Annotated in this window: 21 protein-coding genes; 17 read left to right on the top strand and 4 right to left on the bottom strand. The window is 70.9% G+C overall.

Annotated features, from left to right (window positions below):
- Window positions 1–122 precede the first annotated feature (122 nt).
- The 14 genes from QE428_RS03720 to QE428_RS03655 all read left to right on the top strand — a co-directional run bounded on the left by QE428_RS03720 (window position 123) and on the right by QE428_RS03655 (window position 15,575).
- Complete coding sequence (locus tag QE428_RS03720) at window positions 123–1,898, top strand: ABC transporter ATP-binding protein (RefSeq protein WP_307463176.1); 1,776 nt, start codon at window positions 123–125, stop codon at window positions 1,896–1,898.
- Window positions 1,895–2,788 (top strand): hypothetical protein, encoded by an 894-nt coding sequence (locus tag QE428_RS03715; protein ID WP_307463175.1) that lies wholly within the window; start codon window positions 1,895–1,897, stop codon window positions 2,786–2,788. Before QE428_RS03720 ends, QE428_RS03715 begins: the two co-directional genes overlap by 4 nt.
- A 225-nt stretch (window positions 2,789–3,013) precedes the next feature.
- Complete coding sequence (locus tag QE428_RS03710; protein ID WP_307463173.1) at window positions 3,014–4,300, top strand: ABC transporter substrate-binding protein; 1,287 nt, start codon at window positions 3,014–3,016, stop codon at window positions 4,298–4,300.
- A gap of 68 nt (window positions 4,301–4,368) precedes the next feature.
- A complete protein-coding gene (locus QE428_RS03705) occupies window positions 4,369–5,361 on the top strand; it encodes a carbohydrate ABC transporter permease (protein ID WP_091357159.1) in 993 nt (330 codons plus the stop codon).
- Complete coding sequence (locus QE428_RS03700; RefSeq protein WP_091357157.1) at window positions 5,358–6,296, top strand: carbohydrate ABC transporter permease; 939 nt, start codon at window positions 5,358–5,360, stop codon at window positions 6,294–6,296. The genes QE428_RS03705 and QE428_RS03700 overlap by 4 nt, the downstream gene beginning before the upstream one ends.
- Before the next feature lie 2 nt (window positions 6,297–6,298).
- Window positions 6,299–6,955, top strand: a complete 657-nt coding sequence (locus QE428_RS03695) for a hypothetical protein (protein WP_091357155.1) — start codon at window positions 6,299–6,301, stop codon at window positions 6,953–6,955.
- Between the two features lie 202 nt (window positions 6,956–7,157).
- Window positions 7,158–8,285 (top strand): Gfo/Idh/MocA family protein, encoded by a 1,128-nt coding sequence (locus QE428_RS03690; RefSeq protein ID WP_307470617.1) that lies wholly within the window; start codon window positions 7,158–7,160, stop codon window positions 8,283–8,285.
- Between the two features lie 3 nt (window positions 8,286–8,288).
- Window positions 8,289–9,491 carry a dihydrodipicolinate synthase family protein gene (locus QE428_RS03685; protein WP_307463167.1) on the top strand — a complete coding sequence of 401 codons (1,203 nt, stop codon included), beginning with the start codon at window positions 8,289–8,291 and terminating at the stop codon, window positions 9,489–9,491.
- Entirely contained in the window at window positions 9,488–10,360 is an 873-nt protein-coding gene (locus tag QE428_RS03680) for a sugar phosphate isomerase/epimerase (RefSeq protein WP_307463163.1), read from the top strand. The genes QE428_RS03685 and QE428_RS03680 overlap by 4 nt, the downstream gene beginning before the upstream one ends.
- Window positions 10,361–10,405: 45 nt before the next feature.
- Window positions 10,406–11,449 (top strand): LacI family DNA-binding transcriptional regulator, encoded by a 1,044-nt coding sequence (locus QE428_RS03675; protein WP_307463160.1) that lies wholly within the window; start codon window positions 10,406–10,408, stop codon window positions 11,447–11,449.
- On the top strand, window positions 11,446–12,552 hold the full coding sequence (locus QE428_RS03670) for a glycerate kinase (protein WP_307463157.1): 1,107 nt from the start codon (window positions 11,446–11,448) through the stop codon (window positions 12,550–12,552). The genes QE428_RS03675 and QE428_RS03670 overlap by 4 nt, the downstream gene beginning before the upstream one ends.
- Before the next feature lie 11 nt (window positions 12,553–12,563).
- Window positions 12,564–14,453, top strand: a complete 1,890-nt coding sequence (locus QE428_RS03665) for a DUF2264 domain-containing protein (RefSeq protein WP_307463155.1) — start codon at window positions 12,564–12,566, stop codon at window positions 14,451–14,453.
- Window positions 14,454–14,628: 175 nt separating this feature from the next.
- A complete protein-coding gene (locus tag QE428_RS03660) occupies window positions 14,629–15,039 on the top strand; it encodes a DUF4383 domain-containing protein (protein WP_091357136.1) in 411 nt (136 codons plus the stop codon).
- Window positions 15,039–15,575 (top strand): hypothetical protein, encoded by a 537-nt coding sequence (locus tag QE428_RS03655; protein ID WP_091357133.1) that lies wholly within the window; start codon window positions 15,039–15,041, stop codon window positions 15,573–15,575. Before QE428_RS03660 ends, QE428_RS03655 begins: the two co-directional genes overlap by 1 nt.
- Before the next feature lie 62 nt (window positions 15,576–15,637).
- Here QE428_RS03655 and araA read toward each other — a convergent pair whose 3' ends face one another.
- The 4 genes from araA to QE428_RS03635 are packed head-to-tail and all read right to left on the bottom strand — an operon-like array spanning window position 15,638 to window position 20,501.
- Window positions 15,638–17,140 (bottom strand): L-arabinose isomerase, encoded by a 1,503-nt coding sequence (gene araA / locus QE428_RS03650; RefSeq protein ID WP_307463150.1) that lies wholly within the window; start codon window positions 17,138–17,140, stop codon window positions 15,638–15,640.
- Window positions 17,137–18,756, bottom strand: a complete 1,620-nt coding sequence (locus QE428_RS03645; RefSeq protein ID WP_307463147.1) for a xylulokinase — start codon at window positions 18,754–18,756, stop codon at window positions 17,137–17,139. Before QE428_RS03645 ends, araA begins: the two co-directional genes overlap by 4 nt.
- Window positions 18,753–19,448: an L-ribulose-5-phosphate 4-epimerase gene (locus QE428_RS03640; protein ID WP_307463144.1), complete on the bottom strand. Its 696-nt coding sequence runs from the start codon at window positions 19,446–19,448 to the stop codon at window positions 18,753–18,755. The genes QE428_RS03645 and QE428_RS03640 overlap by 4 nt, the downstream gene beginning before the upstream one ends.
- A gap of 60 nt (window positions 19,449–19,508) precedes the next feature.
- Entirely contained in the window at window positions 19,509–20,501 is a 993-nt protein-coding gene (locus tag QE428_RS03635) for a LacI family DNA-binding transcriptional regulator (RefSeq protein ID WP_307463141.1), read from the bottom strand.
- 127 nt (window positions 20,502–20,628) lie between these two features.
- Here QE428_RS03635 and QE428_RS03630 point away from each other — a divergent pair, with 127 nt between their 5' ends.
- Genes QE428_RS03630 through QE428_RS03620 form a run of 3 tightly spaced genes read left to right on the top strand, consistent with a single transcriptional unit; the run spans window position 20,629 to window position 24,959 of the window.
- Complete coding sequence (locus QE428_RS03630) at window positions 20,629–22,419, top strand: alpha/beta fold hydrolase (RefSeq protein WP_307463138.1); 1,791 nt, start codon at window positions 20,629–20,631, stop codon at window positions 22,417–22,419.
- A gap of 36 nt (window positions 22,420–22,455) precedes the next feature.
- Window positions 22,456–24,438 (top strand): M13 family metallopeptidase, encoded by a 1,983-nt coding sequence (locus tag QE428_RS03625; RefSeq protein ID WP_307463134.1) that lies wholly within the window; start codon window positions 22,456–22,458, stop codon window positions 24,436–24,438.
- Window positions 24,435–24,959, top strand: a complete 525-nt coding sequence (locus tag QE428_RS03620; RefSeq protein WP_307463131.1) for a 2'-5' RNA ligase family protein — start codon at window positions 24,435–24,437, stop codon at window positions 24,957–24,959. Before QE428_RS03625 ends, QE428_RS03620 begins: the two co-directional genes overlap by 4 nt.
- Window positions 24,960–25,012 lie beyond the last annotated feature (53 nt).

Here is a 25,012-nt window from a genome sequence, read left to right as displayed (position 1 = left end):
GCTTTCGGGGACTCGACGTGTCGCGGATGCCGGGGCTCGGCGGCATCCTGCGTCCCCGGGACGCGCGAGACGGCCCCGGCGGGGGCTTCCGGCACGGCAGCCCCCGGACCTACGATGGAACCATGACGCGGAAAACGCTTTCCAGCCTGGACGGCCTCATCGACGGCGACCGGCCCGCCCGATCGGTGCTGCGTCTGCTCGCCCGGCGGCCGGGGCGGATGACCGTCGCCGTTCTCGCGTTCGCGGCGAAAGAGATCCCGCTGTGGTTCCTGCCGGTCATCACCGCTGCGGTCATCGACGTCGTCGCCGGTCGCGGTGACGTGTCGCAGGTGATGTGGTGGTTCGTCGTGGCAGCGGTCCTCCTGCTGCAGAACTACCCGAACCACATCCTCTATACGCGCAGCTTCATGACGGTCGTCCGCGATACCGGCGCGGACCTCCGCAACGCCCTCGCCGAGCGGTTGCAGAGCCTGTCGATCGGCTATCACACGCGCATCAGCTCGTCGATCGTGCAGACCAAGGTCGTCCGCGACGTCGAGAACGTCGAGCTCATGCTGCAGCAGGTCACGCATCCGCTTTTGTCCGCGACGATGGTCATGATCGGCGCCATCTCGATGACGGCGATCGCCGTCCCCGCGTTCCTGCCGGTTTACGCGCTCGCCGTGCCGATCGCCATCGGCATCCGCTACGCGATGCGCCGCCGCTCGCACGCACGTAACGCGTCGTTCCGTCGCGAGGTCGAGACGCTGTCTGCCCGCGTCGGCGAGATGGCGTCGCTCATCCCCGTCACCCGCGCCCACGGGCTCGAGCAGACCGCCGTCACGCGCGTCGCGACCGGCGCCGACGGCGTCCGGCGCGCCGGACTCCACCTCGACATGCTCAACGGTCACGTCGCATCGGTGTCGTGGGTCGCCATGCAGTTGCTCGGGGTGGGATGCCTCGTCCTCGCCGCGACCTTCTCTCTCACCGGCATCCTGCCCATCACCCCCGGTGAAGTGGTGCTGCTGTCGACGTACTTCACGCTGCTGACCCAAGGGCTCACGCAGCTGCTCATGCTCATCCCGGTCGGCGCCCGCGGACTCGAATCGGTGCGCTCGATCGCCGAGGTGCTGCAGGACCCCGACCTCGAGCAGAACGCGGGCAAGCGTCGCGTCGACGCTGTCACGGGCGACCTGACCCTCGCGCACGCGTCGCATCGGTACGCCGGCGCCGCCGAGGACGCGCTCCACGAGATCGATCTGCGCATTCCCGCGGGTGCGACCGTCGCGTTCGTCGGATCGTCGGGGTCCGGCAAGTCGACGATGCTCAACCTGATCCTCGGGTTCCTCCGCCCCACGAGCGGGCGCATCCTCCTCGACGGACGCGACATGCAGGACCTCGATCTGCGCACCGTCCGCCGGTTCGTGTCGGTGGTGCCGCAGGAATCAGTTCTCTTCGAGGGGACCATCCGCGAGAACATCGCCTACGGTCTCGGCGACGTCGACGACGCCCGCATCGAACGAGCCCTGCGCGATGCGAACGCGTGGGGGTTCGTGCAGGATCAGCCGCAGGGGTGGGACACCGTCGTCGGCGAACGCGGCGCTCGCCTGTCCGGCGGCCAGCGGCAGCGCCTCGCGATCGCCCGTGCCCTCATCCGCGACCCGAGGATCCTCTTGCTCGACGAGGCGACCAGCGCCCTCGACCCCGAATCGGAGGAGCTCGTGAAAGAGGCCCTCAGCCGTCTCATGATCGGGCGCACGACCCTCGTCGTCGCCCACCGGCTCTCGACCGTCCGGCAGGCCGACGTCATCGTCGTCCTCGAGCGGGGCGAGATCGTTGAGAGCGGCTCGCACGACGAGCTGCTCGACCGGGGCGGCCGCTACGCGCAGCTCCACCTCACGCAGGCGGGTCTCGCATGATCGAGGTCTACCGCGACCCGGTGTACGACGGCGCCACCGATCCCCTCGTCGTGATCGCCGGCACCGGCGACTGGTGGATGTTCTACACCCAGCGACGCGCGACCCACCCCGACCCGGGTCCGGGCGTCGCCTGGGTGCACGGCAGCCGCATCGGCGTCGCGCGCTCGGCCGACGGCATCCGCTGGTCGTACGCCGGAACCCTCGAGCCGACCGCCGACGGGCTGAGACTGGATGCCGCCGGCCCGCCCGCGAGCACGGACCGCACGCACTGGGCGCCCGAGGTCGTGTTCGACGGGCATCTCTGGCGTATGTATCTGACCGAGATCGACGGTGTTCCGGATCGGTGGCCGGGGCACGCGCGCCACATCGTCGAGTACCGCTCGACGGATCTGTCGGCGTGGCATCGCATCGGTCCGCTCACCCTCGACAGCGACCGCGTGATCGACGCGGGCGTCGCGCGCACGCCCGACGGGCGCTGGCGTCTCTGGTACAAGGACGAGGCTGCCGACTCGGTCACGAAGGCCGCAGTCTCGGACGATCTGACCGCCTGGAAATCCGAGGGAACCGCGATCGGCGGGCGGCCGCACGAAGGTCCGACGGTGTTCGAGCTCGGTGGCTTCTGGTGGATGATCGTCGACGAGTGGCGGGGCATGGGCGTGTACCGCTCCGACGACGCCGTCTCGTGGCGCCGCCAGGGCGGAGCGGATGCCGTCATCCTCGGCGCGGGCACGGTGCCGAGCCCGGGGTTCGGCCACCACGGGGCGCCGGTGCGCGACGGGGACCGCGTCTGGTTCTACTTCTTCACGCACCCGGGAGTGCCCGATGACCGCCGCTGCGCGGTCCTGCGTGTCGAGCTGGTCGTGCGGGATACCGAGCTCGTCGTCCGCTGACAACGTCGGCTCCTGCCCTCGATGTCGGCCATGATCGACGCGGCACCGGCGGTTAGACTGCCCTTGGGACCGGTCACAGGCACCTCTTGAAAAACGTTTCAATTGTCGCTACTCTCGTGGCAAGCGCTTTCCTGTGGGCCCGGCCCACGGCACCGAAGGAAGCCGCAATCACGGACCAAGACGTCCACCAGCACTCGCAACACGGACGTTCGAGAGAGGACAAAGATGTTCAGCAAACGCGCACTTGCCGCCGTCGCACTCGCGACGGGGTCGGTCATCGCCCTTGCCGGCTGCGCCGGTTCGCCGGAGCCCGCCGGCACGTACGACCCCGACGAGAAGGTCTCGCTCGACCTCGCCTTCTGGGGTAACGACGTCCGCGCCGACCTCTACAACAAGGCGATCCAGGCGTTCAACGAGAAGTACCCGAACATCACGGTGAGCACGAGCTTCCTCGCGTTCCCCGAGTTCTGGGAGAAGCGGCAGACCGAGGCGGCGGGCAAGAACCTGCCCGACGTCATGCAGTTCGACTACTCGTACCTGCGCCAGTACTCCGAGAACGGGCTCCTGCTCGACCTCGACCCGTACCTCGGCGGCATCATCGAGACCGACCCGCTCCCGCAGAACATCCTCGACATCGGCGTCGTCAACGACACCACCTACGGCATCGCGACCTCGACCAACGCCTGGGGCCTGTTCACCAACCCGGTCCTCCTCGAGAAGGCCGGCGCGGACGAGTTCCCCGGCGGCTCCTGGGACGACTACACCGCCTGGATGAAGGACATCACCGACGCCAGCGGCGGCGAGTACTGGGGCGGAAGCGACTACACGGGTCGCATCCAGAACTTCGAACTCCAGCTGCGCGCCGAGGGCGGCAACCTCTTCACCGAGGACGGCGAGCCCGGCTTCGACGAGGCGCGGTTGAAGGCGTTCTGGGAGGAGGGGCAGTCGATCCGTGACGGCATCGGCGCGCCGCAGCAGACCGTAGAAGAGGCGTTGCCGCTCGGGCCGTTCGACACGGCCATCACCGCCAGCGAGCTCACGTGGGACAACTTCGGTGCCGGCTACCTCGGCAACCTCGGCGCGGACTACACCGAGCTCGGTCTCGTCGCCCCGCCGGTGACCGAGGAAGGCGCGAAGGACCTCTACCTGAAGCCCTCCATGCTGCACTCGATCGCGGCGAACACCGACCACCCCGAGGCCGCGGCGACGCTGGTGAACTTCCTCGTCAACTCGCCCGAGTCGGGTGAGATCTTCGGCACCAACCGCGGTCTGCCCGCGTCGGAGACAGCCCTGGCCGCCGCCGACCTCGACCCGCTCAGCGAGCAGGTCAAGGCATACGAGGAGTCCATCGCCGACCGTCTCGGCGACGCACCTCCCGTCCCGATCGTCGGCTATGGCACTCTCGAGGAGAAGTTCCGTCAGCTCGGCGTGGAACTGAACTTCGGGACCATGACCGTCGACGAGGCCGTCTCGCAGTTCTTCACCGAGATGGACGTCGCCCTCAACTCGTGACCGATCGCGGGGTCCGGATGCCGCGGCATCCGGACCCCGCACCGTCCCCCCGACATCTGGAGCAGCCCGTGAGCACCACCGCGACGAGAGTCATCGTCACCGGCGAGAAGCGGCGTCGCGCACTCGCGAACAAGCGCCGGCCCGAGAACCTGAGCCGTCCCACCCAGCGCTCGCGCGCTCGCAAGGAGACGCTCGCCGGCTACGGATTCCTCATCCCATGGCTCGTCGGCTTCTTCGGCCTGACGATCATCCCGATGGGGTACTCGCTGTACCTCTCGTTCACCCGGTACAACATCTTCACCCCGCCCCGCTGGATCGGGCTCGACAACTACGTCCGCCTGTTCACGAACGATCCCCAGTTCATCCAGTCGGCGCAGATCACCCTCGTCTACGTCTTCGTCGGAACGCCGATCACCCTGATCGCGGCGCTTCTCGTGGCGATGCTGCTCAACTACCGCGACAAGGGCGCCGGCTTCTTCCGCTCGGCGTTCTACGCACCCTCGCTCATCGGCGGGTCGGTGTCGGTCGCGATCGTCTGGCGCGCGATGTTCGGCTCCGAAGGCCCCGTCGACTCGTCCCTGTCGGCCATCGGCATCGACCTCGGCGGGTGGATCGGAAACCCGAGCCTCGTCCTGCCCGCCATGATCATCCTGTCGATCTGGCAGTTCGGCGCGACGATGGTCATCTTCCTCGCCGGACTCAAGCAGGTGCCGAAGGAGCTCTACGAAGCGGCCGAGATGGACGGCGCCGGACCCTGGTACCGCTTCCGCGCGGTCACCCTCCCGATGCTGTCGCCGGTCATCTTCTTCAACCTGCTGCTGGGTCTCATCGGCGCGTTCCAGGTGTTCGCCTCGGCGTACATCATCTCGAACGGCTCCGGCGGCCCCGCCGGCATGACGAACTTCATCACGATCTACCTCTACAAGCGAGGCTTCAGCGACGGCCAGATGGGCTACGCCGCAGCCATCGCCTGGGTCCTGCTGGTGGTCGTCGCGATCATCGCCTTCATCCTCTTCCGCACCCAGCGCTCCTGGGTGCACTACGCCGGAGACAACCGATGAGCACCTCCAACGTCGCCACGACCTCGGGCGCGGCATCCACCCCCGTCTTCGCCGCGCAGCAGACGATCGCCGCTCCGCCGCAGCGCCGTCGTCGCGTGAAGCGCAAGACCTGGCAGACGGTCATCTGGCTCGTCGTCCTGATCGCGCTGACCGCCCTCGTCCTGTACCCGCTCGTGTGGCTGGGCATCTCGACGCTGAAGCCGAACTCCGAGTTCGGTCAGAACCCCGGGCTGATCCCGCAGCAGCCGACCTTCGACAACTATCTGAAGGTCTTCGACGGCATCGCCGGCGTCCCGCTGTGGCAGTTCTTCGGCAACTCGCTGATCCTCGCGGTCCTGGCCGTCGTCGGCACCGTGTTCTCCAGCGCGCTGGCCGCCTACGCGTTCGCCCGCATCCAGTTCAAGGGCCTCGGGATCCTGTTCGCCGCGATGATCGGCACGCTGCTGCTGCCGTTCCACGTCGTGATCATCCCGCAGTACATCCTGTTCAACAATCTGGGCCTGGTCGACACCTTCTGGCCGCTCGTCCTGCCGAAGTTCCTCGCGACCGAGGCGTTCTTCGTCTTCCTCCTCGTGCAGTTCATGCGGCAGATGCCGCGCGACATGGACGAGGCGGCCCGCATCGACGGCGCCGGACACGTCCGGATCTTCTGGGCGATCATCCTGCCTCTCGTGAAGCCCGCGCTGATCACCTGCGCGATCTTCGCCTTCATCTGGTCGTGGAACGACTTCCTCGGGCCGCTGCTGTACCTGACGAGCCCGGAGAACTACCCGCTCCCGATCGCGCTGCGCCTCTACAACGACCAGTCGTCGACGAGCGACTTCGGCGCGACGGTCACGGCGTCGTTCCTCGCTCTCGTGCCCGTGCTGCTCTTCTTCCTCGTGTTCCAGCGCTTCCTCGTGGACGGCGTCGCGACGCAGGGCCTCAAGGGCTGACGATGGCCGGGACGCGAGCGGATCGGCGCGCGGCGCGTGCCGCGGTGCGCGCCGACCGCTCCGGCAGCGGTCCCGTCCTCGACGAGCGCCCGCCGTCCCGGTTCCCCGGCGCCGCCGCGAAGTTCGCGCTCTTCGGTGAGGTCCTCCTCGTGGGGCTCCTCGTCGTGCTGGTGGGCGCGCTGGTCGTGACCCTGCCGATCGCCCTGGCGGCCGGCATCCGTCATCTCGGTCGCTACATCGCAGCGGACGATTCCCGGCTCGGTCTGTTCTGGCGCGATGTGCGTGCCGGGATCGCCGGCGGCAGCGTCGTCGGGCTCATCGCCGCTGTGGTCGCCGTCGTGCTGGTCATCGACATCGACCTCGCACGATCCGGGTTCCTGCCCGGCGGCGTCGTCATCGAAGCCGTCGGCTGGGCAGGCCTCGCCGTGCTCGCCGTAGGGCTGCTGATTGCGGCGGGTGCGTGGGATCCGCGAGCCGGCTGGCGGGCGGCCGTGCGCAGCGTTCCGGCGATCGTCCGGAGCGACCTGCGAGGACTCGTGTTCTACATCGCGGCGGCTGCGCTCGTCGTCATCCTGACGTGGATGCTCCCGCCCCTGCTGCCGGCAGCCCTAGGCTGCGCGGTTCTCGCCGTCGTCGCAGTCCCCGCCCGGCGGCGCTGAGTCTCGGTTCTTGCGCAAACCGACCGCCGGTGTCACACTGGGGGAAAGCGCTTACCCATCGACCTCGCCGTCGTCCGACGACGGCGCCAGGCACTGCACGCGAACAACAGACGAGGACCACACCGTGTCAGAGACGACCATCACCGCACCCGCCCCGGCTGCCGCTTCCGCCGCCCCCGCCGTCCGCGAGATCGGCATCATCATGAACGGCGTCTCGGGCCGCATGGGCTACCGCCAGCACCTCGTGCGCTCCATCCTCGCGATCCGCGACCAGGGTGGCATCGAGCTGCCCGACGGCTCGAAGGTCACGGTCAAGCCGCTCCTGGTCGGCCGCAGCGAGGCCAAGCTCGCCGAGCTCGCCGCGAAGCACGGCATCGAGGACTACACGACCGACCTGGATGCCGCTCTGGCAGATCCCCGCTGGGAGATCTACGCCGACTTCCTCGTGACGAAGGCTCGCGCCACGGCGCTCCGCAAGGCGATCGCCGCAGGCAAGACCATCTACACCGAGAAGCCGACGGCGGAGTCGCTCGAAGAGGCACTCGAACTCGCGAAGCTCGCCGCCGAGGCCGGCGTCAAGACCGGTGTCGTCCACGACAAGCTTTACCTTCCGGGTCTGCAGCAGCTCAAGCGCCTGATCGACTCGGGCTTCTTCGGCCGCATCCTGTCGGTCCGCGGCGAGTTCGGCTACTGGGTCTTCGAGGGCGACTGGCAGCCGGCGCAGCGTCCCTCGTGGAACTACCGCGCCGAAGACGGCGGCGGCATCATCGTCGACATGTTCCCGCACTGGAACTACGTGCTCGAGAACCTCTTCGGCGGTGTCAACACGGTCTACGCGCAGGCGTCCGTCCACATCGCCGACCGCTGGGACGAGAAGGGCGAGCACTACACCGCGACCGCCGAGGACGCCGCGTACGGCGTCTTCGAGCTCGAGGGCGGCGTCGTCGCTCAGATCAACTCGTCGTGGACCGTCCGCGTGAACCGCGACGAGCTCGTCGAGTTCCACGTCGACGGCACGCACGGCTCTGCCGTGGTCGGTCTGTTCGGCGCCAAGATCCAGCCGCGGAACGCGACGCCCAAGCCGGTGTGGAACCCCGACCTCGAAGACACCCACGACTACGACGCCGACTGGCAGAACGTCCCCGTCAACGACGTGTTCATGAACGGCTTCCGCCAGCAGTGGGAGGAGTTCCTCGTCTCGTACGCCCTGGGCACCGACTACGAGTTCGACCTCCTCGCCGGTGCGCGCGGTGTGCAGCTGGCCGAGGCGGGCCTGCGCTCCAGCCGCGAGGGCCGCAAGATCGAGCTCGACGCGCTGTCGCTGGACTGATCGATGACCGACCTCACCCTGCTCTCGGGGGACGGCGCGCTCCGGCGCGTCCCCCTCGTCGACACCTCCGGGTACATCCGCCCCGAGGCGCCGCTCCGCAGCCGTGTCGCGTACGCGGCCGCGCACGTCGTGCCGAAGACGCACGCCGACAACACCCCCGGTCAGCCGGCCGACATCGACTGGGATGCGACCCTCGACTTCCGCCGCAACGTGTACTCGTGGGGTCTCGGCGTCGCTGACGCCATGGACACCGCGCAGCGGAACATGGGACTGGATGCCGCGGCCACCCGCGAGCTGATCGCCCGCTCCGCCGAGGTCGCCCGTGAAGAGGGCGGGTCCGTCGCCGTCGGCGTGAACACCGATCACATCGACGAGGAGCGGATCACGCTCGACGAGGTCGTCTCGGCCTACCTCGAGCAGCTGCACTTCACCGAGGAGCAGGGTGCGGGTCCGGTCCTCATGGCCTCCCGTCACCTCGCGCGGGTCGCCGAGAGCGCCGACGACTACCGCCGCGTCTACGACGCAGTGCTGTCGCGGGCGACGACGCCGGTCGTGCTGCACTGGCTCGGCACCGCCTTCGACCCGCAGCTCGCGGGGTACTTCGGTGCGACCGACTGGCAGACGGCATCCGCCGTCCTGCTCGAGGTCATCGAGGCGCACGTCGACAAGGTCGCCGGCGTCAAGATGAGCCTGCTCGACGCGGCCTCCGAGGTCTCGGTGCGCGAGCGCCTGCCGGAGTCGGTGCGCATGTTCACGGGTGACGACTTCAACTACGTCGGCCTCATCGGTGGTGCGGACGTGCCCGACGCCCCGCAGCCGCCCCGGGACCCGGCATCCGCTCGGCAGCACTCCGACGCCCTGCTCGGTGCGTTCGCGGCGCTGACGCCGGTCGCCTCGGCCGCGATCCAGGCGCTCGATGCGGGCGACCCGGCGCGCTACCTCGAGGTGCTCGCACCGACCGAGGCGCTCTCGCGCCAGGTGTTCGCCGCCCCGACGTTCTACTACAAGACCGGTGTCGCCTTCCTCGCTTGGCTGAACGGGCACCAGCCCGCGTTCCAGATGGTCGGCGGACTGCACTCGGCGCGCAGCCTGCCGCACCTCTCGCGCATCGTCGAGCTCGCGAACGACGCGAAGGCCTTCGAACGTCCCGAACTGGCCGCCGAGCGGTGGAACGGGATGCTGCGACTGAACGGTCTCGACGCGTGAGCGCCGTCGACCCGCGCCTGTCGATCAACCAGGGCACCATCAAGCACGCCGACCTCGCGACCGCGCTCCGCGTGACCGTCGAGGCGGGCGTGCAGAGCATCGGCCTGTGGCGGGAGCCGGTGCAGGAGGTCGGTCTCGCGACCGCGGCATCCATGCTCACGGACTCCGGGCTGCGGTTCTCGACGCACTGCCGGTCGGGCTTCTTCACGATGCCCGAGGGTCCCGCGCGTCGCGCGTCGATCGACGACAACCTCGTCGCGATCGAAGAGGCGGCGACGCTCGCCGCAGCCGGTGCGCCCGGATCCGAGGCGGTGCTCGTGCTCGTCGCGGGCGGACTCCCCGAAGGATCCCGTGACCTGGTCGGGGCTCGTGAGCGCGTGCGCGACGCCCTCGGCGAGCTCGCTCCGCACGCCGCCGAGGCCGGGGTCACCCTCGCCATCGAGCCGCTGCACCCGATGTACGCGACCGATCGGTGCGTCGTCTCGACCCTCGGGCAGGCGCTCGACCTGGCGTCGGGCTTCGATCCGTCGGTCGTGGGGGTCGCCGTCGACACGTTCCACATCTTCTGGGACCCCGACGTGCTCGACGCGATCGAGCGGGCCGGCCGCGAGGGCCGCATCGCCACGTACCAGGTGTGCGACTGGAAGACGCCGCTCCCGGCGGACGTGCTGCTCGGCCGCCACTACCCGGGCGACGGCGTCATCGACCTGGCGGGCCTCACCCGCGCGGTCGCCGACACCGGCTACTCGGGCGACGTGGAGGTCGAGGTCTTCAATGCCGACGTGTGGGCGACCGAGCCGCTCGAGGCGGTCCGGCGGACGGCCGCGGGGTTCGCGGCATCCGTGTCGCCCTTCCTCGGCGCCCGATGACGCGCCGCTCGGAACGCCGACAGACCCGCCCGTAGACTGCGCACCATGACGGACCGCACCCTGCGTCGAATCGCGCCCACCGGCGCGGTCACCCTCGACGATGTCGCCCGCGAGGCGGGCGTCTCGCTCGCCACCGCGTCGCGCGCCCTTAACGGATCGACCCGGAAGGTGGCGGACTCGTACCGGGAGCGTGTCGAGGCGGCAGCGGCCCGCCTCGGGTACACGGCCAACCTGTCGGCGCAGGCGACGGCTCGAGGGACGTCGGCGATCATCGCGCTGCTCGTCGCCGACATCGCCGACCCGTACTTCGGGCTCATCGCGTCGGGCGTCGCCCGCGGTGCGGACGAGGCGGGACTCGTCGTGACGGTCGCGATCACGGAACGCGACGCCGAGCGCGAGGTGCGACTGGTCCGCGCGCTCCGGGGCCAGCGCCCGCGGGGACTGATCCTCGCGGCGTCGCGGACCTCGTCGGGGCCGAACCCCGACCTGACCCGCGAACTCGACCTGCTCGGCGCCATGGGCGGCCAGGTGGTCGCGCTCGGGCCGGGAGCCGGCGCCGTGCGCTCACTGATCCTCGACAACCGCAGCGGGGCCGAGGCTCTCGGCCGCGCGCTCGTCGACCGCGGCTACCGCGAGGCCGTCGTCCTCGCGGCGGAGGAGGGCACGGCGACCAGCGACTCGCGTGTCGATGGCTTCACGGCCGGGTTCACCGGAGCCGGCGGGACGCAGCCGCGCGTCTACCGCGGCGGGTTCACCCGCGACGCGGGCTACGAGGCGATGACGCGCGCTCTCGAAGACGGGGTCGGCACCGGCACCGTCGTCGTCGGCATCAGCGATGTCGTGGCGATCGGAGCGCTCACGGCCATCCGTGCCGCCGGACGCACGGCGGGCGAGGACATCGCGCTCGCGGGGTTCGACGACATCCCCACCAGCCGCGACGTGACCCCCGCCCTCACGACGGTCCGCGTCCCGCTCGAGGAGGTCGGGTATCAGGCGTTCCGCGCGGCGACGGATGCCGACTGGGAGCCGCACCCCGACGACCTGAGACTTGAGGTGCTGCTGCGCGAGAGCACCCCGCCGCGCGCATGAGCATCGTCATCGCGCTCGACAGCTTCAAAGGCTCGGTCGCCGCTGCCGCCGCATCGGCCGCCGTCGCCGCCGGCTGGCGCGACGCCGACCCCGCCGCGGACATCGCGTTGCGTCCGATGGCGGACGGCGGAGAGGGCACGCTCGACGCCTTCGCCGCCGCCGTCCCGGGCGCCGAGCGGCGGCCGGTCCGGGTACGCGGCCCCCGCGGCACCGCCGTCGACGCCTCGTGGCTCCTGCTCCCGGACGGCACGGGCGTCGTCGAGCTCGCCTCCACCAGCGGGATCGAACTCCTCGGTGACGACCGACTGCCGTGGGATGCCGACACGACGGGCTTCGGGCAGGCGATCGCCGCAGCGCTCGACGCCGGTGCCACCCGACTCGTCCTCGGTATCGGTTCGTCGGCGTCGACCGATGGCGGCAGCGGGATGCTGCGTGCCCTGGGGGCGCGCATGGTCGACGCCGACGGGCGGGACGTGCCCGCCGGCGCGCGCGGACTCGCCGCCGTCTCGGCGATCGACCTCACCCACGTGCGGCCGATGCCGGCAGGCGGGGTGACGGTCCTCAGCGACGTCACGAATCCGCTGACGGGGCCGTCGGGCGCGGCAGCCGTGTTCGGCCCGCAGAAGGGGCTGACCGCCACCGACGTCGAGGTCGTCGACGGCGTGCTCGAGCGGTACGCGGCGTGCATCGCGCGTCACGCCGCAACCGCCGATCCGCTCCTGCCCGGTGCGGGCGCCGCGGGCGGCACGGGCTTCGCCCTCGCCGCCTGGGGTGCGGATCTCGTCCCGGGGGCGGAGCGGGTCGCCGAGCTCATCGACCTCGCCGGTGCGGTGGCCGCGGCATCCCTCGTTGTCACGGGTGAAGGCTCGTTCGACGGCCAGTCCGCGGCGGGCAAGGTTCCCGCCTTCGTCCGCGGGCTCGCGACGTCGCGATCGGTGCCCGTCGCGGTCGTCGCCGGTCGGATCGGAGCGGATGCCGACACGTCGGGGTTCGCGCACGCGCTCTCGACGACCGAGCTGGCCGGGAGCGCGGCCTCGTCGATGGCCGAGCCCGAGCGGTGGCTGCGCGAGGCCGGACGAGCCCTCGCGAGCCGGCAAGGCTGAAGGAGGCGGCCGTGGTCGCCGAGGAGTGGTCGCGAGCCGACTGGCTCGCCCACGCCGACACGCTGCTCGACGCCGCGCGGCGCCACGCCTCACCCGGCGGCGGATGCATCCACTTCCCGGGAGCCGAGGGCGGCTACGGCCACGACATCGACGGTCTCGAAGGGTTCGCTCGCACGCTGCTGCTGGCGGGGTTCCGCATCGCGGGGGAGCGCGGCGTCGGCGTCGACGACCTGATCTCGTTCGTGCGCCGCGGGGTCGCGGCGGGCGTGGACCCCGGAGCGCCCGATCGGTGGGTGCGACCGGACGAGCACGGGCAGGCGAAGGTCGAAGCGGCATCCATCGCCCTCGTCCTCGACCTCACGCGTCCCTGGGTCTGGGACGCCCTCGACGCCACCACGCAGCAGCGCGCGATCGACTGGTTCGCGCCCGTCGTGGGCGACGACGCGTACCCGCGCACGAACTGGGTCTGGTTCCGCATCGTCGTCGAGACCTTCCTGCGCTCGGTGGGCGGCCCGTGGTCCGCGGCCGACATCGAGGCGGATCTCGCGTGCCATGATTCGTTCGTCCGCGAAGACGGCTGGCTGTCCGACGGCGAGGAGCGCTCGTACGACCACTACGTCGGCTGGGCGCTGCACGTGTACCCCGTCCTGTGGTCGCGGATGTCGGGGGCCGCCGAGCTCGCCGGCGGTCGGACGGCGGGGGACGTCGCCCGCCTGGATCGCTTCCTCGACGATGCGCTCGCCCTCGTGGGCGGCGACGGCTCGCCCCTGATCCAGGGCAGGAGCCTCATCTACCGGTTCGCCGCCGCCGCGGTGTTCTGGGTCGGCGTCATCGCCGAGGTGCCGTCGCACTCGGCAGGCCGTCTGCGGCACGCGGCGGAGCTCATCGTCCGCCACTTCGCCGACCGGGGTGCTCCCGACACCGATGGCGTCCTGACGATGGGATGGCACGGCGAGTGGCGCACCCTGGCGCAGTCCTACTCCGGGCCGGGGTCGCCGTACTGGGCGGTCAAGGGGCTCCTCGGTGTCCTGCTGCCCGCAGATCATCCGGTCTGGACGACGCCCACCGAGCCGCTCCCCGTCGAGTCGGGCGACGTCCTGCGCGCCGTGGCCTCGCCCGGATGGATCGTGGCGGGGACCGCGAGCGACGGGATCGTCCGTGTGTTCAATCACGGCACGGACCACTCCGGCCTGGGCGTGGTGTCGACGGACTCGCCGCTCTACGCGCGCATCGGCTACTCCACCGCGACCGCACCTCTGCTTGACGCGACGGCATGGCTCGAGCCCCTCGAGCAGTCCGTGACGCTGACGGATGCCGACGGCCGCGGCACCCACCGGAGTGGGATGCGGCTGCTCGGCGCGCGTGTCGAGGCCGGGATCGGCGTCGCGTCGGCGACGTGGGACGCCCAGTGGATCGCGCCGGCGCCGACGGCCTACGCACACGGATCGGGGTTCACCGGAGAGGCGCGTCCGGCCGGTCGCATCCGGGTGGATTCGCTCGTCCGCGGCGGTGTCGAGGTGCGAATCGTGCGGATGGACGGCGTCGCGGCCGACGCGGTGCAGCTCCGCGTCGGCGGATGGGCCATCGCGGGCGGCGACCCGGTGTCGCGCGGGAGCGGCGCGGTCGCCGAGGCGTCCGCGCACGGGGTGACCAGCGGCATCCGCTCGCTGACCGGCGGAACCGCCGACGCGGTGCGCAGACAGGATGCCAGCCCCCTCGGCGCGAGCGCTGTCGTACCCGTCGTGGAGCTCGAGCCTCGTGGTGAGGCGATCGTGGTGCTGGACCTGCGCGGAGCCGGCGCGTCCGTGCGGACGGAGGCGGTCGTCGAACGAAACGGTGACACCGTGTCGATCACGTGGCCCGACGGTCATCGGTCGCGGACACAGCTGCCGGTGGCATAGCCACTCCATAGCAGGGCCTCAGGAGGCGTCACAAGCCCTGCGAGACGGCGCGGGCGCATCCCTACAGTCGCAACGAGGGCCTGGACGCAATCCGTTCCGGGCCCCGCACCGAATGCTGTGCAGCACCTGAACGCACGGCCCGCGGCATCCGTCGCACCAATGGAGGGACAATCGCATGACCAGCTCACCCAACCGCCTCGTCGCCGTCATCTTCGGCGCCGTCTACATCCTCGTCGGCCTGCTCGGCTTCACGGCCACGGGCGGTGTCGACTTCCTCGCCACCGATGGCGGGCTCCTGCTCGGCATCTTCATGGTCAACCCGCTGCACAACATCGCGCACCTCCTGATCGGTGCAGCGCTGCTGATCGGCGGACTGTCGAACGTCCGCGCCGCGAAGGGCGTGAATATCGTCGTCGGTGCGGCCTACCTGCTGCTCGGCATCGTCGGCTTCTTCATCGAGGGCAGTGCCGCCAACATCCTGGCGCTGAACGCCGCCGACCACTTCCTGCACCTGGGTAGCGCGATCGTGCTGCTGGGCGTCGGTCTCGCCGCCGACAAGCAGGTCTCCACTCGCGCGGCTGTCTGATGTCGCCGTCCGCTCTGGTCCGCTCCTGGCCGACGCTCGCCGCGTGGGGCGCCGGACTGCTGCAGCTCGGACTCGGCGCGGGCGCCATCACCAAGGGCGCTGACGTCGCAGCTCGCGGCGTCGGCGTCCTCCTGGTCACCGTAGGGGCGGCGGCACTCATCTGGGGTGCCGTGGCCCTCGCCAAGGGCCGCCTCGTCGCTCCGCGTGGGGCGATGATCATCGGGCTGGCCGGTATCGCCGCGGCCACGACGGTGCTCCTGGTCAATCCCGTGCAGATGAGCGCCTACCCGGTCGCGGTCGCGCTCGCACTGTCGCTGGTGGTCGGTGTCACCGCGGCCGTCGCGGTCCGTCGGTCCGCACGGCGCGAGCCGTCTGCTGCTCGCACCGCCGCGCGCACGAGCGTGTGGGGCCTCGTCGTCGGGGCTTTCCTGCTGTCGGGCATCGTCACGCCGGCGCTCGCCGCGACCCCCGTCGGGAGCGATGCCCCCGGCGCCAATGTCAACGAGGTGTTCATGCCCGGCCACGGCGGGCACTGAGCATTCCGCACGAGAACGGCCCCGGCATCCGATGAGGATGACGGGGCCGTCGTCGGTTCCGGTTACAGCCCTTGTGCGAGGCGGTAGTACGCCTGGTTCCAGCGGAGCTCCTTCTGGAAGCCGCGCACCGTCGTGTCCTCGTCGATGACGAGCAGCTCGGTGCCGGCGATGTCAGCGAAGTCGCGGAACACCTCGATGCCCACGGCCGTCGTCATGACGGTGTGGTGCGCGGCGCCGGCGGCGAGCCAGCATGCGGCCGAGGTCGCGAAGTCCGGCGACGGCTTCCAGACGGCGCGGCCGACGGGGAGCTTGGGCAGGTCGGGCGCATCGACGTTCTCGACGACGTTCGCGACGAGGCGGAACCGGTCGCGCATATCGCTCATCGCCACGACGAGGGCGGGGCCGGCATCCGCCGTGAACACCAGGCGCACGGGGTCGGCCTTGCCGCCGATGCCCAGCTCGTGCACCTCGAGGCGCGGCTTCGAGGTCGTGAGCGTCGGCGAGACCTCGAGCATGTGCGCCCCGAGGATCCGCTCGGCACCGGGAACCAGGTCGTAGGTGTAGTCCTCCATGAGGCTCGCGCCACCGGGCAGGCCCGACCCCATGACGTTCGCGACGCGCACGAGGATCGCGGTCTTCCAGTCGCCTTCGGCGCCGAAGCCGTAGCCCTCGGCCATGAGGCGCTGCACGGCGAGGCCGGGCAGCTGCGTCAGCGCGCCGAGGTCCTCGAACGAGGTCGTGAACGCCCCGAAGCCGCCGGCCTCGAGGAACGAGCGCAGTCCGATCTCGATCGCGGCGCCATCGCGCAGCGACTGGTGCCGCTCCGCGCCGGGGAGCAGCTCGTCGGCCACGTCGTACGAGGCGACGTACTCCTCGACGAGTGCGTCGATCTGCGCATCGGATGCCTGGGCCACGGCATCCGCCAGTTCGTTCACCCCCCACGTGTTGACCTGCACGCCGAACTGCAGCTCGGCCTCGGTCTTGTCACCCTCGGTGACGGCGACGTAGCGCATGTTGTCGCCGAAGCGGGCGAGCTTGAGGGTCTTCACGGCCTGCCAGCCGGCGGCCGCGCGCTCCCAGTCCTCGATCTGCTGCACGACGACGGGGTTCGAGACGTGACCGACCACCGTCTTGCGGGGAACGCCGAGGCGCGTCTGGATGTACCCGAACTCGCGGTCGCCGTGCGCGGCCTGGTTGAGGTTCATGAAGTCGAAGTCGATGTCGTTCCACGGCAGCTCGACGTTCGCCTGCGTGTGCAGGTGCAGCAGCGGCTTGCGGAGCGCGTCGAGGCCCGAGATCCACATCTTCGCGGGGCTGAAGGTGTGCATCCACGCGATGACGCCGATGACCGAGTCGTCGGCGTTCGCATCGAGCGCGAGGCGGCGGATCGAGTCCGAGTCCTTCAGGACGGGCTTCCACTCGACCTTCACGGGCAGGCCCGCGAGGCCCTCGGCGACGGCCTGCGACTGCTCGGCGACCTGCCGCAGCGTCTCCTCGCCGTAGAGGTTCTGGCTGCCGGTGACGAACCAGACGGTGTACTGCTCGAGGCTGGTGGAGAGGGTCATGCTGTTCCTTCGTTCTTCGATGAGCGGATGCCGCCGAGCGGCAGTGCGGTGACGGCGGCGGCCTCGACGGCCAGGCCGTCGCGGTAGCGCGCGAGGTAGTCGGCGAACCCGGCGACGTCGGCCGGCTCGGGGGTGGCGGTGTCGGAGGCCGACCCCGCGAATACGTGGTCGGTGAGGTAGGCGGCGAGGTCCGTGCCGGATTCCGCGACCGCGTACGCGGCGAGCACGGCCATGCCCCACGCGCCGCCCTCGGCGGCGGTGTCGCCGACCGTGACGGGCACGTCGAGCGCCCCGGCGAGGAAGCGCTGCGCGACCCCGGCGGTGCGGAAGACGCCGCCGTGCGCGAACATCGCGTCGAGCTCGACACCCTCGGCGGCGAGCGTCTGCATGCCGATCGCGAGCGTCGCGAAGACGCCGTAGACCTGTGCGCGCATGACGTTCGCGAGCGAGAAGTCCGCGTCGGGCGTGCGGACGAGCAGGGGGCGCCCCTCGGCGAGGCCGGCGATCGGCTCGCCCGACAGGTGGTTGTAGGCGAGGAGACCACCGGCATCCGACCCGCCCTCGAGCGCTTCGCGCAGGAGCGTCTCGTAGACGGCATCGGACGAGAGCGACTGACCGGATGCCGCGGCGAACCGCGCGAACAGCGCCGCCCACGCGGCGAGCTCGCTCGCGCCGTTGTTGCAGTGGACCATCGCGACGGGGTGGCCGGCGGGCGTCGTGACGAGGTCGATCTCGGTGTGGACCCGCTCGAGCGGGCGCTCGAGGACGACCATCGCGAAGATGCTCGTGCCGGCGCTGACGTTGCCGGTGCGCGGCGAGACCGCGTTCGTGGCGACCATGCCGGTGCCGGCGTCGCCCTCGGCCGGAGCGGCGACCGCGCCAGGGCGCAGAGTGCCGGTCGCGTCGAGCAGGGCGGCGCCTGCGGGGGTGAGAGTTCCGGCATCCGCCCCTGCGGGGAGCACCTCGGGCAGCAGGTCCGTCAGGCTGCGGCCGGCGAGGAACCCGGCGGCGTGCGCATCGTAGGCGGCGACGCGGTCGCGGTCGTAGCCGCCGTCGGTGCCGATCGGGAACATACCCGACGCGTCCCCGACGCCCAGTGCGAATCGGCCCGTGAGCTTCTCGTGGACCCACCCGGCGAGGGTGTTGATCTTCGCGAGAGAAGCGAGATGCGCCTCATCGTCGAGCACCGCCTGGTGCAGGTGAGCGATCGACCAGCGGAGCGGGATGTTGATGCCCAGCAGATCGGTCAGCTCGGCCGCGGCGGCACCCGTGGAGGTGTTGCGCCACGTGCGGAACGGGACGAGCAGGTTTCCCTCGGCGTCGAAGGCGAGGTAGCCGTGCATCATCGCCGAGACGCCGATGCCGGCGAGGTCGGTCAGTTCGGCGCCCTGACGGCGGACGTCGGCGAGGAGGTCGGCGTAGGCGGCCCGCAGGCCCGACCAGATCGCGTCCTCGGAGTAGGTCCAGACGCCGTCCTCGAGAGCGTTCTCCCATTCGTGGCTGCCGACCGCGAGCACGGTGGTCGGGTTCGACGCATCGACGAGGCACGCTTTGATGCGGGTCGAGCCGAGCTCGATGCCCAAGGCGGCGGCACCGGAGGAGATGACCGCGCTCATCGGCGGGCGTCCGTGCTCTGGCCGTACACGTTCTGGTACCGGTTGTAGAGGGCGTCGATCTTGTCCTGCGGGATGGGGATCAGTTCGCCGCCCTGTCGGGCGAAGTGGACGGTGCGGGCGGCGTCCTCGCACATGACGGCGGCTTTGACGGCATCCTTCGCGCTGACGCCGATCGTGAACGGCCCGTGGTTCTGCATCAGGACGGCGCGGGAGCGGTGACCGCTCAAGGTCTCGACGATGCCGCGGCCGATCGAGTCGTCGCCGATGATCGCGAACGGTCCGACCGGGATCGGTCCGCCGAACTCGTCGGCCATGCCCGTGATGACGCACGGGATCTCCTCGCCGCGCGCGGCCCAGGCCACGGCGTAGGGGGAGTGCGTGTGCACGACGCCGCCGACCTCGGGCATGTTCCGGTAGACGTAGGCGTGCGCTGCGGTGTCGCTCGAGGGGGAGCGGTCGCTGCCGGCGCTGCCGGGGACGACGTTGCCGTCGAGGTCGCAGAGGATCATGTTCTCGGGCGCGAGGTCGTCGTACGAGACGCCGGACGGCTTGATGACGAACAGGTCCGCGCCCGGGACCCGACCTGAGACGTTGCCTCCGGTCCAGATGACGAGGCCGTAGCGGACGAGTTCGGCGTGCAGGGCGGCCACGTCCGCGCGGACGGCGGCGATCGCCTCATCGAGATCGGTCATGGGGTAGATGTTATCGGTAACATCGCGGTCGCACCAGAACCGTTACTGCCGTTCCCCGTGTCAGCCGCGCGGCGCGGCGCTCGACGCGCGGGCCACGAGCACCGGCTCCGCCGCTGCGACGGCGGCCGGCAGGCCGAGGGCCTCGGCGACGACGCGCCGCGCCTCACCGGCCGTGTCCACGCGCACCGTCGTGAGCGCGGGCGTGTAGAAGGCGGCATCCGCGTTGTCGTCGAACCCGGTGACCGACACGTCCTCGGGAACGCGCAGTCCCTCGGCGACGAGCCCCGCGATGAGGCCGAGCGCCATCTGGTCGTTCGCCGCCGCGACCGCCGTCGGCCCGTCGGCGTCGCGCACGGCCTGCGCGACCTCGCGTGCCGCCGAGGCCCCCGCCGCGGCGCTCCAGTCGCCGTGCCAGATGGCTGCGGAACGGATGCCGGCGGCCGCCAACGCCGCATCGACACCCTCATCGCGGGCCGTGGCCTCGAGCCAGTCGGCCGGGCCGGCGAGCCGCGCGATCCGACGATGGCCCAGTGAGACGAGGTGCTCGACCGCGAGCGCGGCTCCCGCACGCTGCCGCTCGGCGCCCTCGCCGGTGTGAAGGGCGGCGAGGGGAACCCGGCCGGCGACCTCCTGCAGGGCGGGGAGGGTCGCGGTGTGCGGGGCGACGACGACCAGCGCATCCACACCCTGGGCGAGCAGTCGCTGGGCGGCGTCGGTGACGGATGCCGGGTCCGCGGCATCCGCGTAGGCCGTCGCCAGCCAGCGGTCCGCGGCACGGGCCGCCGCGTCGAGCGCGGCGATGCCCGCCCCAGGGCCCCACAGGGTCGCGTCGGAGGCGATGACCCCGACGGTCCGGGTCGTCGAGGTGCCCAGGGAGCGCGCCGCGTTGTTGACGCGGTAACCGAGTTCGGCGATCGCCGCCTCGACGCGGGCACGGGTCTCAGGGCGCAGGTTCGGACTGTCGTTGAGCACGCGCGAGACGGTCTGCGTCGACACTCCCGCGCGCGCGGCGACGTCGCGCACGCTCGCGCGCATCGTTCCGGCCCGTCCCATGGCGCTCACTGTAGCCCCGCGCGGTCCGCCCCCTTGCACGTATCGTCACCTGCTGTCGAGGAGCGGCAGCTCGCAGATGCGGCCGTTAGCGTGGAAGGTCGACGCCGACACGCGGAGGAGGGACCGGATGCGGCTGCTGCAGCGACTCGCGCTCGGACGCTTCTACGCGCGCCTGCCCGAGTGGGTCCGCATCGTGGTGGCGGGGGCCGCCGTGGTCCTCGGCGTCGTCATCGTCATCCGGCCGACGACCGCGCTCGGCGTGCTCGCCTGGCTCATCGGCGGCGGCATGGTCCTGACGGGCGTGCTCGATCTCACCGGCCGCGACGGCGACAAGCAGCGCCCCCGCTGGCGCACGGTCACCGGGGGAGCGTGGGTGGTCGGCGGGCTCATCGTGCTCCTCACCCCGGGGCTGACGGTCCGCGTCGTCGCGACGCTCGTCGGCATCCTTCTGCTCGCGGCGGGTGCAGCGGGCCTCGTCGCCGTGTTCGCCAAGGGCCGCACGCTCGACGCCCGTATCGCGGATGCCGCGTTCTCGATCTCCGGCTTGATCTTCGGCGTCCTGGCGCTCTTCTGGCCCGACATCACCCTGCTCGTCGTGGCTGTGGTCTTCGGAGCGCGTCTCATCATGAGCGGGGTCACCGACCTGTGGACCCGCCTGCGCCGCCGTCGTGACACCGAGGCGGAGCGTCGCCACGAGCCGAGGCGGTTCCGCCGGTGGGGGCGCACCGTGACGGCGCTCGTGTCGGTGGCGCTCGCGGTGACGACGGCGCTCGTGACGGTGCCGCTGCGCGAAGGCTCGACCGTCGTCGACGACTTCTACGCCGCGCCCCGTGACATGCCGGGGGAGCCCGGACGGCTCGTCCGCGCCGAAGCGTTCACCGCCGGCATCCCCGTCACGGCGACCGCCTGGCGGATCCTCTACACGACGACCGGTGTCGACGGCGCGGTGCGCGTGGCCAGCGGCGTGGTCGTGGTGCCGAAGGAGGGCGACGGGCAGTGGCCGGTCGTCGACTGGAACCACGGCACGACCGGGTTCTCGGAGAGCTGCGCGCCGTCGCTGCAGCCGCGAGGGCTCTGGTCGGGTGCGCTGTACATCCTGCCGACGATCATCCGGCAGGGGTGGGCGGTCGTCGCGACCGACTACATCGGCCTGGGCACGGAGGGCCCGCACCCCTACCTGATCGGACCGCCCAGCGCGACGGCGTCGCTCGACGCGGTGCGCGCTGCGCGGGAGCTGCAGGATGCCGACCTCGGCACCCGCACGGTCATCTGGGGGCACTCGCAGGGCGGTGCTGCCGCGCTCTGGGCGGGCTCGATGGCGCGCGAGTACGCGCCGGAGCTGTACGTGCAGGGCGTCGCGGCGCTCGCGCCGGCGAGCGATCCGCCCGCACTCGTGCAGAACATCTCGAGCGTGACCGGTGGCAGCATCTTCGCCTCGTACGCGTTCGCGGCGTTCTCATCGATCTACGACGACGTCTCGTACGACCAGTACGTGCGACCCGGGGCCGACACCGTGCTCAGGCAGATGTCGGAACGGTGCCTGTCCGATCCGTCGATCGTCGTCTCGGTCGCGGCGTCGCTCGGCATGATCGGCGACCCGCGGCTGTTCTCCGAGCCTCCGGCATCCGGTCCCCTCGGCGAGCACCTGCGGGACAATGCGGCTCCGCTCCGGCAGAACGCGCCCGTCCTGCTTGCGCACGGCGGGGCGGACAGCGTGATCCCCGTCGCGACGCAGACCGCGTTCGCGAAGCGGATGTGCGCGGCGGGTCAGGTCGTCGACTACCGCATCTACGACGGGTACGAGCATGCGGCGGTCGTGGAGCGTCCGTCGCCCCTGCTCGATGAGCTCATCGACTGGACGGCGGCCCGGTTCGCCGGCGAGCCGGGACCGGAGAAGTGCTCGACCACGAGGGAATGAGCCGGGCCGTCCGGACGCGCCCATAGGGTGGGACGCATGACCGAGAACACCCTTCCCTCCGGCATCGACCTCGCCGAGCTCAGTGCCGACGTCCGGCCGCAGGACGACCTGTTCCGCTACGTCAACGGCTCGTGGCTCGAGCGCACCGAGATCCCCGAGGACAAGGCGCGGTGGGGGTCGTTCCACCTCATCGCCGAGCAGGCCGAGCGCGACGTCAAGACGATCATCGAGGAGTCGACGGATGCCGAGCCGGGCACCGAGACCCGTAAGATCGGCGACCTCTACGCGAGCTTCATGGACACCGACGCGATCGAGGAGCGTGGCGCCGACGCCATCGCGCCCCAGCTCGCGCTCGTCGACCGGGTCACCGGCATCCCGAGCTTCCTGAGCACCGCCGGGTCGCTGGAGCGAGAGGGCGTCTCGGGTGTCTTCGGCACCTACATCGAGCCCGACCCGGGCAACCCGCAGCGCTACGTGGTGTTCCTCGTGCAGGGCGGGCTGTCGCTCCCCGACGAGAGCTACTACCGCCTCGAGAACTTCGAGAAGACGCGCACCGCGTTCCGTGCGTACGTCGCCAAGGTCTTCACGCTCGCGGGCGTCGACGACGCCGACGCGCAGGCCGACCGCGTCGTCGCGCTCGAGACCGAGATCGCGTCCCACCACTGGGACAACGTGCGCAGCCGTGACGCCGTCGCGACCTACAACCTGATGTCGTGGGATGCCGCGGTGCAGCTCACGGGCGTCGACCTCGCTCCGTGGCGCGACGCCGTCGCCCCCGGCAAGGCGGGCATCATCGAAGAGGTCGACGTCAACCAGCCGAGCTTCTTCGAGGGCCTCGGCGCGCTGCTCGCAGAGGACCGCCTCGAGGACTGGAAGGCGTGGCTGCGCCTGCAGATCATCCGGGCATCGGCGCCCTTCCTGTCGAAGGCGTTCGTCGACGCGAACTTCGCGTTCTACGGCACCGAGATGACCGGCGTGCCCGTCAACCGCGAGCGCTGGAAGCGCGGTGTCTCGCTCGTCGAGGCCGCCCTCGGCGAGGCGGTCGGCAAGGTCTACGTCGAGCGTCACTTCCCGCCGCGCGCCAAGGAGGAGATGGACGTCCTCGTCGACAACCTCATCGAGGCCTACCGGCAGTCGATCTCGTCGCTCGAGTGGATGACGCCGGCGACGCGCGAGCGTGCGCTCGAGAAGCTCGAGGCGTTCACGCCGAAGGTCGGCTACCCGGTGACCTGGAAGGACTACTCGAACCTCGAGATCGAGGCATCCGACCTCATCGGCAACGTCCGCCGCTCGAACGCGTGGCAGCACGACCAGCAGATCGCGAAGCTCGGGGCGCCCATCGATCGTGACGAGTGGTTCATGACCCCGCAGACGGTCAACGCCTACTACAACCCGCTCATGAACGAGATCGTCTTCCCCGCCGCGATCCTGCAGCACCCGTTCTTCGACCTGGAGCGCGACCCGGCTGCGAACTACGGCGGCATCGGTGCGGTGATCGGTCACGAGATCGGGCACGGCTTCGACGACCAGGGGAGCGCGTTCGACGGCACCGGTGCGCTCAACGACTGGTGGACCGACGAGGATCGCGCGGCGTTCACCGAGCGCACGAAGACGCTCATCGAGCAGTACAACGCGCTGGTCCCGCAGGGGCTGTCCACGGACCACACCGTCAACGGCGCCCTCACGATCGGCGAGAACATCGGCGACCTGGGCGGCCTCGGCATCGCGATCAAGGCGTACCGGCTGCACCTGAAGGCGACCGGGTCGACGGATGCCGACGGTCCCGTCATCGACGGACTCACCGGCATCCAGCGTCTGCTGCTCAGCTGGGGGCAGATCTGGCAGCAGAAGGGGCGCGACGCCGAGACGATCCGTCTGCTGACGATCGACCCGCACTCGCCGAACGAGTTCCGCTGCAACCAGATCGTCCGCAACATCGACGAGTTCTACGCCGCCTTCGAGGTGACCGAGGCCGACGCGCTCTGGCTCGATCAGGACAAGCGCGTCACCATCTGGTGACCGTGGTGCACGGCGCGCCGGTCGTCAGCATCGAGCTCGAGTTCGATGCGGCGACCGAGCGCGCCGTGCGCACGGAATGGCAGGCGCTCGCCGACGCCGGGCTGTCGAGCCTCGCGGCGCACACCTCGCCTTCGAACGCGCCGCACGTGACGCTTCTGGTGCGTTCTTCGGTGGAGCTCGCCTCGATGCCGTTGCCGGCCGCGTTCCCCGTCACGCTTGGCGCGGTCGTGCTCTTCGGGGCGGGGGAGCGGCGGGTGCTCGCCCGCTCGGTCGTGCCGTCGGCCGAGCTGATGGCGCTGCACGCCGCCGTGCACGAGGCCGCCGGTCCCGGCGACGACGCTCCGCACACCGAGCCGGACGAGTGGATGCCGCACGTCACCCTCGCGCGCCGGCTCAAGGTCTCGGACCTCGAGCGCGCGCTGCCGCTGCTCGGTGAGCCGATCGTCGGTGTTGCTCGCGGGCTCAGGCGGTGGGATGCGGCATCCGCCACCGTCACCGAGCTGGGTGTGTTCGCGCGCTGATCTGGCACCGCCCCGAAAACCTGCCGCAGAGGTTTCGGCGCGATCCGGTTTCG

This window comes from Microbacterium sp. SORGH_AS_0505, from assembly GCF_030818715.1.
In the GTDB taxonomy this organism is placed as follows: domain Bacteria; phylum Actinomycetota; class Actinomycetes; order Actinomycetales; family Microbacteriaceae; genus Microbacterium.
This window is presented reverse-complemented; position numbering and strand designations above follow the sequence as displayed.

What these genes read in the sequence shown, in the direction of transcription:
- QE428_RS03720 (WP_307463176.1), top strand. Translation starts at nt 123, where the DNA reads ATGACGCGGAAAACGCTTTCCAGCCTGGACGGCCTCATCGACGGCGAC.
- QE428_RS03715 (WP_307463175.1), top strand. Translation starts at nt 1,895, where the DNA reads ATGATCGAGGTCTACCGCGACCCGGTGTACGACGGCGCCACCGATCCC.
- QE428_RS03710 (WP_307463173.1), top strand. Translation starts at nt 3,014, where the DNA reads ATGTTCAGCAAACGCGCACTTGCCGCCGTCGCACTCGCGACGGGGTCG.
- QE428_RS03700 (WP_091357157.1), top strand. Translation starts at nt 5,358, where the DNA reads ATGAGCACCTCCAACGTCGCCACGACCTCGGGCGCGGCATCCACCCCC.
- QE428_RS03695 (WP_091357155.1), top strand. Translation starts at nt 6,299, where the DNA reads ATGGCCGGGACGCGAGCGGATCGGCGCGCGGCGCGTGCCGCGGTGCGC.
- QE428_RS03690 (WP_307470617.1), top strand. Translation starts at nt 7,158, where the DNA reads ATGAACGGCGTCTCGGGCCGCATGGGCTACCGCCAGCACCTCGTGCGC.
- QE428_RS03685 (WP_307463167.1), top strand. Translation starts at nt 8,289, where the DNA reads ATGACCGACCTCACCCTGCTCTCGGGGGACGGCGCGCTCCGGCGCGTC.
- QE428_RS03675 (WP_307463160.1), top strand. Translation starts at nt 10,406, where the DNA reads ATGACGGACCGCACCCTGCGTCGAATCGCGCCCACCGGCGCGGTCACC.
- QE428_RS03670 (WP_307463157.1), top strand. Translation starts at nt 11,446, where the DNA reads ATGAGCATCGTCATCGCGCTCGACAGCTTCAAAGGCTCGGTCGCCGCT.
- QE428_RS03660 (WP_091357136.1), top strand. Translation starts at nt 14,629, where the DNA reads ATGACCAGCTCACCCAACCGCCTCGTCGCCGTCATCTTCGGCGCCGTC.
- QE428_RS03655 (WP_091357133.1), top strand. Translation starts at nt 15,039, where the DNA reads ATGTCGCCGTCCGCTCTGGTCCGCTCCTGGCCGACGCTCGCCGCGTGG.
- araA (WP_307463150.1), bottom strand. Translation starts at nt 17,140, where the DNA reads ATGACCCTCTCCACCAGCCTCGAGCAGTACACCGTCTGGTTCGTCACC.
- QE428_RS03645 (WP_307463147.1), bottom strand. Translation starts at nt 18,756, where the DNA reads ATGAGCGCGGTCATCTCCTCCGGTGCCGCCGCCTTGGGCATCGAGCTC.
- QE428_RS03640 (WP_307463144.1), bottom strand. Translation starts at nt 19,448, where the DNA reads ATGACCGATCTCGATGAGGCGATCGCCGCCGTCCGCGCGGACGTGGCC.
- QE428_RS03635 (WP_307463141.1), bottom strand. Translation starts at nt 20,501, where the DNA reads ATGGGACGGGCCGGAACGATGCGCGCGAGCGTGCGCGACGTCGCCGCG.
- QE428_RS03630 (WP_307463138.1), top strand. Translation starts at nt 20,629, where the DNA reads ATGCGGCTGCTGCAGCGACTCGCGCTCGGACGCTTCTACGCGCGCCTG.
- QE428_RS03625 (WP_307463134.1), top strand. Translation starts at nt 22,456, where the DNA reads ATGACCGAGAACACCCTTCCCTCCGGCATCGACCTCGCCGAGCTCAGT.